Source organism: Ureaplasma diversum NCTC 246 (genome assembly GCF_000731915.1).
In the GTDB taxonomy this organism is placed as follows: domain Bacteria; phylum Bacillota_I; class Bacilli_A; order Mycoplasmatales; family Mycoplasmoidaceae; genus Ureaplasma; species Ureaplasma diversum.
Genome location: NZ_JFDP01000017.1, coordinates 1 through 12307 on the forward strand (window position 1 = coordinate 1; position 12307 = coordinate 12307).

At 28.0% G+C, this 12307-nt stretch carries 12 protein-coding genes; all 12 read right to left on the minus strand.

What is annotated here, in order from left to right:
- Nucleotides 1-829: HD domain-containing protein (locus UDIV_RS00690; protein ID WP_038101854.1), on the minus strand; the 829-nt coding region annotated here is incomplete at its 3' end.
- A 110-nt stretch (nucleotides 830-939) separates the two neighbouring features.
- Nucleotides 940-1347, minus strand: a complete 408-nt coding sequence (locus UDIV_RS00695) for an HU family DNA-binding protein (protein WP_038101857.1) — start codon at nucleotides 1345-1347, stop codon at nucleotides 940-942.
- Between the two features lie 102 nt (nucleotides 1348-1449).
- The gene (deoD, locus tag UDIV_RS00700) at nucleotides 1450-2169 is read right to left on the minus strand and encodes a purine-nucleoside phosphorylase (protein ID WP_038101860.1); all 720 of its coding nucleotides are present in this window, start codon (nucleotides 2167-2169) and stop codon (nucleotides 1450-1452) included.
- A 63-nt stretch (nucleotides 2170-2232) separates the two neighbouring features.
- A complete protein-coding gene (locus UDIV_RS00705; RefSeq protein WP_038101865.1) occupies nucleotides 2233-3324 on the minus strand; it encodes a M42 family metallopeptidase in 1092 nt (363 codons plus the stop codon).
- Between the two features lie 47 nt (nucleotides 3325-3371).
- Complete coding sequence (gene pgk, locus UDIV_RS00710) at nucleotides 3372-4634, minus strand: phosphoglycerate kinase (protein WP_038101867.1); 1263 nt, start codon at nucleotides 4632-4634, stop codon at nucleotides 3372-3374.
- Nucleotides 4635-4639: 5 nt separating this feature from the next.
- Complete coding sequence (argS, locus tag UDIV_RS00715) at nucleotides 4640-6289, minus strand: arginine--tRNA ligase (protein WP_038101869.1); 1650 nt, start codon at nucleotides 6287-6289, stop codon at nucleotides 4640-4642.
- Between the two features lie 107 nt (nucleotides 6290-6396).
- The gene (rpsU, locus tag UDIV_RS00720; RefSeq protein WP_038101883.1) at nucleotides 6397-6561 is read right to left on the minus strand and encodes a 30S ribosomal protein S21; all 165 of its coding nucleotides are present in this window, start codon (nucleotides 6559-6561) and stop codon (nucleotides 6397-6399) included.
- Between the two features lie 90 nt (nucleotides 6562-6651).
- Nucleotides 6652-8763, minus strand: coding sequence for a DNA primase (gene dnaG, locus UDIV_RS00725; protein ID WP_038101873.1), 2112 nt, complete (start codon nucleotides 8761-8763; stop codon nucleotides 6652-6654).
- Nucleotides 8747-10153, minus strand: a complete 1407-nt coding sequence (locus UDIV_RS00730) for a glycine--tRNA ligase (protein ID WP_038101875.1) — start codon at nucleotides 10151-10153, stop codon at nucleotides 8747-8749. Before UDIV_RS00730 ends, dnaG begins: the two co-directional genes overlap by 17 nt.
- 17 nt (nucleotides 10154-10170) lie before the next feature.
- Complete coding sequence (gene recO, locus UDIV_RS00735; RefSeq protein WP_038101877.1) at nucleotides 10171-10887, minus strand: DNA repair protein RecO; 717 nt, start codon at nucleotides 10885-10887, stop codon at nucleotides 10171-10173.
- A 2-nt stretch (nucleotides 10888-10889) separates the two neighbouring features.
- The gene (gene era, locus UDIV_RS00740; RefSeq protein ID WP_038101879.1) at nucleotides 10890-11804 is read right to left on the minus strand and encodes a GTPase Era; all 915 of its coding nucleotides are present in this window, start codon (nucleotides 11802-11804) and stop codon (nucleotides 10890-10892) included.
- Nucleotide 11805: 1 nt separating this feature from the next.
- Nucleotides 11806-12246: an rRNA maturation RNase YbeY gene (gene ybeY, locus UDIV_RS00745; protein WP_038101881.1), complete on the minus strand. Its 441-nt coding sequence runs from the start codon at nucleotides 12244-12246 to the stop codon at nucleotides 11806-11808.
- Between the last annotated feature and the right edge of the window lie 61 nt (nucleotides 12247-12307).

Genomic DNA, 12307 nt, shown 5'->3' on the forward strand with positions numbered 1-12307 from the left:
AAATGACACGGATCGCATAAATATCATGGATCTGTTTAATTTCGTATCCAGATTGCATCTTTTTATAAGTTGAATAAACTCCTTTGATCCGACTTTCAAAACGAGCAGGAATATTATTTGCTTCTAATATGTTTTTAAGTCTTAATAAGATTTCGTCTCATTTTTTCTTATTGGTTTCAATTAAGTTAGCAATTGCTTCTTTAGTTGATTTATAAGCTTCTGGATCAATGATAGCAAAGGACATATCTAAGAGTTCAGTTTTAACTTTATACATCCCAAGACGACCTGAGATACTTGCATAAATATCTAATGTTTCTTGAGCTACTTTTTTAGCTTTTTCTGGTTTAACATACTGGATCGTTTGCATATTATGATAACGATCAGCGATTTTAATAATCATTGCTCTTAGATCATACGACATTGACATAAAAACTTGAATCGAATACTTTTCAGCTAAATTCGTATAAAGGTTATTTTTACGGTTGTTTTTAGAATAAACTGATACTTTAGTTACAAACTTAACTAAAGTTGTTACTTCTTTACCAAAGGTTTTAATCATCTCTTCTTCAGTACAATATGTATCTTCTAATACATCATGTAGCATCCCAGCAATTAATGTATTCTCATCCATATCTCATGAAGCTAAGATCTTAGTTGTTGCAATCGGGTGAATGATATAAGGTTCACCAGATTTACGAACTTGATCACCATGGTGATAGTTAGCGAACTCAAAAGATTTATGAACTAGATCAATCGTATGTGTACTATACTTTTTTTCTTTAAGAAAATTTAACAAATCTCTTACTTGTCTTTGAACTAAATTTGGCATAAATAACTAACTTTCAAGCTCTTTGATATCTTTAAATTATACTAAACTTAATAATAACAAAAGATAAGAAACCACATAAGTAGTTTCTTATCTCTATATTTTATTGATAATTAGTTTAATTCTTCATCTTCTGATGGAATGTATTCATCTACGAATTCATCTTCACCATCAAAATCTTCTTCTTCATTTTCAAGCATTACTTGACCATCATCAACGATAATTCCAGCATTAACGATTTCTTTAATTCCCTTAGCAAAAGCGAATTTAGGGATATTTTTTGCAGGAATAATGATGTGTTCATTTGTAGCAGGGTTGATTGCTTTACGTTCTGCACGCTCAGTAACTTTAAATTTACCAATAGATCCTAAACGGACTTCTTTAGCTTTTGAAAGTTCATAAACTAATAAAGCCTCATATGTTTCCATAAAGTGTTTTGTCGTCTTTTTGTCTTGACCAATCATTTTAGATAATACATCAACCAATTGGCTTCTTGTTTTAGGTTTGTTGTTGTTTTCCATGCGTGAACCACATCTCCCTATCAAATAAATAATTAACTTATATTACTAGATTATAAGTGATTTTTAATTAATAATGCGAAAATAAACGATTTTAAAAAATTATTAAACTAGCTTGATCGCTGTGTTTAGTGCTAATTCTACCATGTTCTTAAATGTTGTTTGACGTTCTTCAGGTGATAGTGCATCTCCTGTTACAAGTGAGTCAGAAACAGTTAATAAACAAGCAGCATTTTTTTGTAAAACTTGTGCATTTGCAAATAAAGCTGTTGTCTCCATTTCAACACAATCAGATGAAGTTCTTTTAATTAATTGGTCTAAACTTTCTGAATCATTGTTATAGAATACATCAGAAGCATGTGCTGTTACTTCTTTAAGAGCAATGTTATGTTCTTCTGCAGTTTTTAGAATTAAATCATTAATTGCTTGTGTTGGATATAAGAATTTATCCTCCCCAACTTCAGCCCCCATAAATTTAGGATATGTTGAATCAGAATATGAACGTTTAACTAAAACAACATCATTAACATCTAATTCTTTTGTATAAGCCCCAGTTGAACCAATTCTAATGATTGTTTGAACATCATAGAAAGCATATAATTCATGGCTATAAATTCCAATTGAAGGAATTCCCATTCCATGTCCCATTACTGAAACTAATTTGTTTTTGTATGTACCTGTAAAACAAAGCATACCACGAACATTGTTTACAAGTTTTGCATCTTTTAAAAATGTCTCAGCAATTCACTTAGCACGAGCAGGATCTCCAGGCATTAATACAACCTTGGCAATTTCGCCTTTGTTTGCATGATTATGTGCAGTCATTTAAATTCTCCTTAATGTCTGTATAATTAAATATTTTATAGCTTATTGATTAAAAATATTGAATTATTTAAATTTAATTTTATTAAATTCGTTTTCATCAAACACTTTTAAGAATTCATAAACAAGATTAAATGCAGCCATTACATCTTTCATATTAGCTACTCCAAGTGGAGAGTGTAAATAACGTTGAGGAATTGAGAACCCAATTGTTAATACACCACCATCAGGTCCAAACTGAACTTCAGCAGCATCAGTTCCCCCGCCCCGTGCAACATATCGATAACAATCAATGTTGTGCTTTTTAGCAAGAGCTTCAAAGTATTCTAATAAACCAGGGTGAACTAAAGTACCCCCATCATTAATTCGAATAGCAACTCCACTTCCAAGTTTAGTTGTTCCTTCTGGACATTTATATGTATCATGTGATGCTGTTGTATCAATGATAATACCAACATCTGGTTTAACTAAACTAACAGCAGCTTTTGCCCCTCTTAATCCAACTTCTTCTTGTACAGTTGCTGCAAAATATGTTTCATTAACTAATTCTTGATCAGCTAAAGCATTAACTAATAAATCTAAAATTCCAACTGAAACCCGATTATCAATTGCTTTACCAACTAAATAATCTTCATTTTTGAAATTAAGTTTTGGACTTATAAAACAAACTTCTGTCCCAATTTTAATTCCAGCATCAACTGCTTCTTGTTTACTTACAAATCCACAATCTACATATAAGTCTTTATTTGGATATGCTTTTGATCGATCTTCAGGACTTAGAATATGAATTGATGTATGACCAAATACACCATCATAACTTGTATTTTCATCAACAATTACCTTAGCTGCTGTTCCAATTACAGCATTTGGTCATACTCCACCAATTGGTGAAATACTTAATTGTCCTGATTCAAGAATTTCTTGAACTACATAACCAACTTCATCCATATGTGTAGCAATTAAGATCTTAGGTCCTTTTTTAGCATGGTTGTGCTTAAAAATAATTGATCCTAATTGGTCTCTTAAATAAGTTACATTAGCATCTTTTAAATTAGTTTTTAGACGTGAAGCAACACGTTCTTCATGACGTGATATCCCATCTATTTCCATATATTCAATAACACGTTCTTTAACCTGTTTTTGTGTGTATTTTGACATATCTATTTTTCTTTCTTTTATATGGTTAAATTATAAATTATTTTAGTTTACTTGTATACATGTCGTTTAATTGGTTGATCTTCAATTGGATCAATCCCATGTAAAACGGATTCAGCAATATAAGCTAAACTAGCTCCCCCACCAGAAGAGATGAAATTAATCCGTTTATCTAACCCTAAGAATTCAGCATGGTTTGAAGTATCAATATCACTAATAATTGTATAAGCACCCTTATCAGCTTGCTTAGCTACAGCTTTAATGATTTCAGTTGTTCCTTGAGCATAATATTTAATGTTTTCAATCACACCAAATGGACCATTTCAAAGAATTGTTTGAGCATGTTTAATAGCACGTTTGATGATCTTTAAACTTCTTTTACCAATATCAAGAGCATATAATCCATCTAAGTTCTCATCGATTTTACGATAAATTGGTCTAGTATCTGAGAAATCATTATTACATAAAAAATCAAAACAAAGTGTGATCTTATTTCCATAGTTGTTAAGAATTTGTTTACAATCTTCAATTGCTTCTTTTTCAACTAAATTAAGTCCAACATCAAATCCTTGCACATGTAAGAAGGTAAAAACAATTCCACCCCCAATAATCACATTATCAGCTCTTTGACAAATGACTTCAATCACATCGATTTTATCAGTGACTCGATTTCCCCCTAATAAAGCTAAATAAGGACGTTTTGGTAGATCTAAAGCTAAATCGATGTGATTAGTTTCATTAATGATTGAAAAACCAATTGCACTTTCTTTAGAGTGTGATGCTGTTTGATAATTACTTGCTAATAGTCGATGTGCAACTCCAAACGCATCTTCAATAAAGATATCTCCTAAAGAAGCTCAGAATTTACCAAGTTTAGCAGATGCTAATCATTCAAGACCAACATACTCCCCTTTTTCATTAACATCACAATAACGTGTGTTTTCTAGAATTAAAACATCTTTAGGTTTAAGTTCTTTAACTAAAGCAACAACATTATCCCCTGTATTCTCAGGTGAGAAGGTTACTGTTGCACCTAAGCGTTTTAGTTTTCTTGCTAAAGTATCAGCTACTATTCTTAAACTATTTTTACCAGATGTTTTATCTTCAAGCGTATTGATTCTACCTAAGTGAGAAATCACCACTACTTTAGCATTATGGTTAATTAAATAACTTAATGTTGCCATCGAAGCTCGAATCCGTTTATCATTCACAATTTGGTGATTATGAATTAAAACATTTAAGTCTAAATGACAAACAACAGTTTTATTTGTGACATCAACATCACGTAATACTCTTTTGCGTAAATTATTCATAATATTTAAAACATACTATCATATGGTTGAATTTTCATAATAGCTAAACCATTAGCAATTACTTGTTTAACACATCATACTAAACTATATCGTTGTGCACTAACAGCTAAATTGTTTTGATCATGGATTTTAACATTAGCGTAGTAGTTATGAAATAGTTGAGCTAAATCATATAAATATGTAGCAATTTTATGTGGTTCATATAATTGTGCAGCATTTGCAATGGTGTGCTTGAAATAGTGTAGTTGATTAAGTAACTCTTTTTCTTTTTCATCAGTTAATAAATCAGCACTAAAATCAAATTCTAAATGTTGTTTATTTAATACTTGATTAGCTCTAGCATGAGCATATTGAACATAATAAAGTGGGTTGTTGTTTGATTTAGATAAAGCTAAATCAACATCAATAACAACATGAGAATTCATCGATGATGAACCTAAGAATCATCGTAGTGCATCAGCTCCAATAATTTCAACTAACTCTTTAATTGTTAATGATTGACCACTTCTTTTTGATAATTTGAATTCTTCATTATTTTTAGTTAATTTCATCACTTGAGCACAAACAACAATTAAATCATCAGGATTATGTCCTAAAGTTTGCATTGCTGCTTTCATTCTAGCTATATAACCTAAATGATCAGTTCCTCAAATGTTAATTAATTTATCAACTGTTTTATTATCATGACTAAACTTATAATCATGGTATGCAATATCTGGGGTAAAGTACGTGTATGAACCATCTGATTTAACTAAAACCCGATCTTTATCATCACCAAATAAAGTTGTTTTTAATCATTTAGCATTATCTAATACATAAGTATATGGTTCGATTTTTTTAAGTGTTTTTTCGATTAATCCAGAATTTCGAATCATTAATTCTGAAGTATATGTTTGAATATTAGTTATAATTGAAGCTAAATCTTTTTTAATTTCAGCTAACATAAAATCAATTGAAAATTGTTTAATAAGACTATTAACTTCTTGATCAGATATACATTCATTTTCATTTAATGTAGCATTAATAAATTGATCATTATATTTAGCTTTAAGTTGTTCTGCTACTAAATTAATTTCATTACCATGATATGCATCAGATGGTAATTGGATTGATTGATTAAATAATTGTAAATATCGAACTAATACAGACATTGCTAATTTATCAATTTGATTACCAGCATCATTAATGTAGTATTCAGTTTCTACACTATATCCATAAGTGTTTAATAAATTAGCTAAAGTATCTCCATAAATTGCATTAGCAGCATGTGCAATATGTAAAAATCCTGTAGGATTAGCTGATACATACTCAATATTGATCTTTAAATCTTTTTTAGTAAAATTACCAAACTCATTTTTTTGTTGATAAATACTATTTAATAGTTGAGCGTGGTCAGTTGGTTTGATTTTAAAGTTTAAAAAACCAGGAGCTTGGACACTAACTTCTAAAAAATCATCACTTTTAATTTGTTCTTTAATTAAGTTAGCTATTTCAAGTGGATTTTTCTTAAGTTGTTTACTTAAAACTAAACAAACATTAGAATAAAAATCACCAAACTTAATGTTTTTAGTTTTATCAACTACAAAGTTTGAAATATCAATCTCTAGTTTGTTTAATGCTTCTATGATTAAATTATTTATTTTAGAAAAAATCATAACTGCTCCTTAACTTTAATCTTTAAATTTTACCATTAATAAATAACCTTATAAAAAGAAAAAAATCCAATCGCAAATGCGACTGAATTTATAATATATCGTTAGTATTAATAACGGTATTTATTGGCCTCTTTAGTTTTTTCTTTTCGACGTAGGCCTGGTCTTAAATAGTATTCATGACGCTTAGAGTCACGCTTTGTTTCATTAGAAATTCGTTTAAATTTCTTAAGAGCTTTTTCTAAGTCGCCTTCAACTACTACTCCTCTTGACATAAACTCACCTACCATCTTGTAAAAAATAAATTATATTTTATTATACTCCTATTTATACTAAAGTGTTGCAACTTTTTTATAATATAGTACTTAGCAATTACTATTTAGGATTTTTAATTTAGCTTCTAAACTATTTTTAGATGAATTAATTTCAGAGATTTTATTAGTTATTGATCCTAATATATCATTATATTTAATAGCATTATTCTCATCCATAATCATTTGATTAGTAATTTCTACTAATTTCTTGTTTTCTAATTTAAGTTCATAGTTTAAATATTGCTTTTTAAATTCAACAAAAGCAATATTAAACTTATTAATTAAAAACTCATGCCCTCTTTTAGTATAGTTAGCTTTTAGATCAACAATTGATTGATCAATTTCTAAAGAAATTATTAGTTCATTAGCAAATTGATGAGTAATATTATTAATTGATTTAAATTCATTAAAGAAAGCAATTAGTTCTTGTTTATTGTTATATAAACTAATAGTTTTAGTTTGATTAACATTTAAAAGTTCATGTAATCATTCCAGGATCTCTAAGAAAACTAGTTCATTACGTTCTGATAAAAATAGTAAACATTCATTGATTTCTTCACAAATAATTTTAAAAATCATTACTTTAAGTGGTTGGTTAATTACTACTTCATTGATTTTTAAAATTCATAATAAATAAGCATAAAAAGCTTTTTCTAATTTCTTTTTAGCATCATTGATTGGATCTTTAATCTTAGTAATTGGTTTTTTGTTTTTAGTATACTCTTCTGTTACATTTTTATAACTAATATCTTTAGCTAAATTCTGATTAAATGATCGATTAGTATCTTGCTTAATTGATTTAGTATAAGTTTGTTTGTTAAATAATCAATGTTTAACATCTTCTTGGCTTAGTTCAATCTTTAAATAATCTAAAAAAGATTGTTTATAAAAATCAAATTGAGCCATTTCGCCATAATTACTAATAATCTTTTTTCAAGCTTGTTGTAAATTGATTTTAGTAATTGAATTTAAATTATTATTGATTTTTTTAAGTTCATTTAACATTAAATAAACACTAATGTGCAATGGTTCATTAAAACCATTGATTAGTTGAGCAATCTTTGATTGATCATTAGCATACTTTAGAATGTATTCATCAACGTCTTTAGTGTTTCAGAATGATTGATCAACTACAAAGATATTAAAGTTATAATCAGCTAATTTATTGATTTGATTAATGGTTGTACTAATACCGGCTTGATCGTTATCAAAACAAAAAATAATGTTTTTGAATTGATGCTTTAATAATAATTCTAAATGGTTAGTTGTTAAAGCTACTCCCATTGTTGCTACTACATTTTTAATACCAACTTTATATAGTGCAATAGCATCCATAAACCCTTCAACAATGATTATGATTTTATTAGTTTCTTGTTCACTAAGTTTAAGAACATTATTAAAGTTATATAATAGTTCTTGTTTTTTAAAAACATCACTATCTTTTGAGTTTAAGTATTTAGGAGTGTAATTACCAACTGATCTTGCACTAAAACCAACAATGTTATTATAAGGATCACAAATGGGAAAAATGATCCGATTTTTAAAGAAATCGTTTCATTCTCCTGTTTCATTTAAACTTAGTAATGATCAATTTCCTAGATCATTAGTTCCAAACTCATCAACATCATCAATTTGATGATTTAAAAAATAATCATTGATAAAGTTTTCTTTTGGAGCATAACCAATTTTAAAATAATCAATAATTTCTTGATTAATCCCTCTTTTTAATAAATAAGCTAAAGCATCTTTATTTTGTTCAGCTTTAAGAAAACGAGTATATAAATTAGATACAATTTGATTGATTTTATATACTCTTTCTAATTTTTTCTGTTCTTTAAAAGCTTTAGATAAATTTTGGTTAATACTAATTCCTAAATTAAATTCTTCATTGATTTTAATAGCTGCTTGATAATAACTAATTTTTTTATAGTTAGCATAAAAACTAATTAAATCTCCAGCAGTATTACAAGAAAAACACTTATAAACACCTTTTTTATCATGAATTGATAAAGATGGGTTGCTATCAGCATGAAAAGGGCAAAGAGCTCGAAAACTACCGTTTGAACCAATTAGTTGAACGAAGTTATTAGCAATTTGAGAAACAGTTAATCGTTCTTTAATTTCTTTAAAGAAACCATTTAGTGATTTATCATTTTGATTCATGAGCAGTTTGGTTTAGATATGAAGCTAAATCACTTAGTTTGATTCGTTTTTGAGCCATTGTATTACGCTCACGAATTGTAAATGTTGGATCATCTGATTCTAAATCGGTTTCAAAATCAACTGTTAAACAATATACTGTTCCAATTGCATCTTGTCTTCTATATCTTTTACCAATACTTCCAGCACTATCATAAGTAGCTGAAACATTTAGATCTAAGACTTTTTCATAAAGCAAGTTTGCTTGTTCTTTAAGTTTGTTAACTAATGGTAGTACACAAACTTTATAAGGAGCAAGATCATATTTTAAATCTAATAAGATTCGTTCTTCGTTATCTTCTAGGGTTTGGATATAGGCATTATTAGTTAAAATAGCATATAACAATCGTTCTACACCAACTGATGGTTCAACAACGTGTGGCGTTATTTTTGTTTTTGTAGCTTCATCTAAATAAGTTAAATCCTTTTTAGATAATTCCATATGCACTGATAAATCAAAGTCTGTTCGATAAGCAATTCCGTATAATTCAGAGAAACCATGTAAAAACTTATATTGGAAATCAACTGTTTTCTTTGAGTAGTGTGATAGTTCTTCAACAGGATGGTTATGTAATCTTAAATTTTCTTGATCTAAGCCACAATCATTAACTAATCAATTAGTGATCTTATCTACAAATCAATCAAATTTCTTATATGCTTCTTGTTCATATAAAAAGTATTCGATCTCCATTTGTTCAAATTCACGAGTTCTAAAAATAAAGTTACCTGGTGTAATTTCATTTCTAAATGCTTTTCCAATTTGAGCAACACCAAAAGGAACATGTAAACGCATTGACCGTTGCACATTTTTAAAGTTAACAAAGATTCCTTGTGCTGTTTCAGGACGAAGATAAACTACATTTTTAGCATCTTCTATAATTCCTTGATATGTTTTAAACATTAGATTAAACTGACGAATTGGTGTTCAATCAAACGCTTTACAATTTGGACATTTAATGTTGTTTTCTTTAAGAACTTTTGCAAATGTTTCATTATCTGTATTTTCAGCAATTTGAATTGAACTATCAAAGTCTTCAATTAATTTATCAGCACGAAAACGAGCATTACAAGCTTTACAATCAGTTAATGGATCTGAAAAATTATCTAAGTGTCCACTTGCTTTTCATACTAAAGGATTGTTAATGATTGCAGAATCAAGACCAACAATATCTTTTTGTTTTGTAACAAATGTTTTTCATCAACTTGCTTTTAAGTTGTTTTTTAATAAAACACCAAGTGGTCCATAATCTCAAGCATTTGCTAGTCCATTATAAATTTCAGAGTTTGCAAATACAAAACCATTAGTTTTTAGAAAATTAACTAATTCTTCCTGATTTTGATATCTTTTTTTCATAATCTCAATCCTTTTTGTTAATTAATATGTTTTAAACAAAGTAAATAAATACCTAATTTATCATACAAAACATGACCTAATATTTTTAAAAGTGCTTTTGCAGTATTACTATCTACTTCATCCTTATTAGTAATATTACTAAGCTTTGCTAGTTTATGTCACAACTTTAAACATTTAATGTTATACTGGATTAAATCTGGGTTTAATTCAAAACAATCATGACAAACTAAATGTTGTTGATTTAAATCAAGTGTTTGTAATTGCATCCTACTATTACAAACACCACAACTATTTAAATTAAATACAATCCCATTCATTAACATAAATTTAATGATTAAAAAACAAGCTGTATAATAATCATCTATCTCTAATAAAACATAACCTAAAATCATTTGATAAAAGAGATAATAATCATAGTTAAATTCAACAACACTACTAACTAATTGACTTAAGATAATTAAGCTATATGTGTTCTCATATTTATAATCAATTTGATCTAAACTAACTACTTTTTTGAGTTTGCTCATTTTATTTTCAGCTCTCGCATGAAAGAATTCAAACTCTAAATAATTACCAAAGAATAAACTTCGTGCATTTTTAGATGAAATCCTTCTTGTACCATAAGCAAACATTACAAACCGGTTTCCGTGTTCATTAATAAAAGTTAATATTTCATCAAAAACATCGTAGTCTGATCGTGCAACCAAATAACCTTTTGTTACTATTTCAGCCATCTTTATTGATTAATTTTATAACCTAATCCTTTAACAATTGTGTTATTGTCTCGTCAGTTTTTTTCAACCTTAACAAATAATTTTAATGTTATGTCACAATCATATGTAGCTAATAGTTGTTTACGAGTATTCATCCCGATTTGTTTAATAACTTGCCCATCTTTACCAATCACAATTGGTTTGTGTGAATCTTTTTCAATGATGATTGTTGCATTAATTAATCAGTGATTAGTTGCACTATCATACTTACTTTCATTGATTTCAATACCAATACCGTGTGGCACTTCATATTTTAGTAGTTCAAGACATTGTTCTCTAATCAATTCTTGAACTCAAAACTTATCGGTTTTATCAGCTTTTGAACGAAAATAATCAGTTACTACATCACTTTTTAAATATTGTTTAATTGTGTTTAGTAATTTATCAATATTAATGTTATGAGTTGATGAGATCTGAATTACATCTAAAAAATCTAAATGTTGTTTTAAACTAGCTACACGTTGATCGATTAATTCTTGTGTTTTTGCTGTTTCAGCTTTTGAAACAACTAAAATGATCTTTTCTTTTTTATTTTCTTTAATATGGTCAATAATTTTATAATCATCTTCACTTAATGGTTTATCCATACTTGTTAAAAGTAAAACCAAATTAGCTTCTTTATAACTTACTTCAACTTCATGATTTAAGAAAATATCAAGTTTGTTAGCTTCATTATGATACCCAGGTGTATCTGTAAAAATAATGACACTATCATCATCTTCATACAATTCTTTAATCGCATTTCTTGTTGTTTGTGGTTTAGCTGAAACAATTGATACCTTACTTTTACTAATGGCATTAATAAGGGATGATTTCCCTACATTTGGTTTACCAACAATTGCTACTATTCCATATTTTTTATTTACTATTGTTTCCATACTAACGGCTAATTTTTAATTCTTCTAAAATTTCATCTTGTAATTTAAACATTACTTTTTCATCTGCTTCATTTTCATGGTCATACCCTAATAAATGTAATAAACCATGGGTAAATAAGAAGCAAATTTCACGACGTAGTGAATGGTTATATTCTTTAGCCTGTTCAATTGCTTTCTCATAACAGATATACATTTCACCTAATAGTGGTGTAATGATTTCTGAATCATCAAACGCAAAAGAAATAACATCGGTCACATAGTTTTTGTTTCGATACTTAGTATTGATATCTAATATTGTTGCTTTATCAACAAAGTGACATTCAAATAAACGTTGATGTTCTAAATTTAACTTAACATTAATTAAATCAACAATATCATCGAAGTCAGATTGATACTCATTTTCATCAAATGTAACAACTTCATTATTAACACTAAATTGCACTACTATATCCTCAAAGTTCCACTTATTAATTAAAATGTATAAATTTAATTATATTATTTAA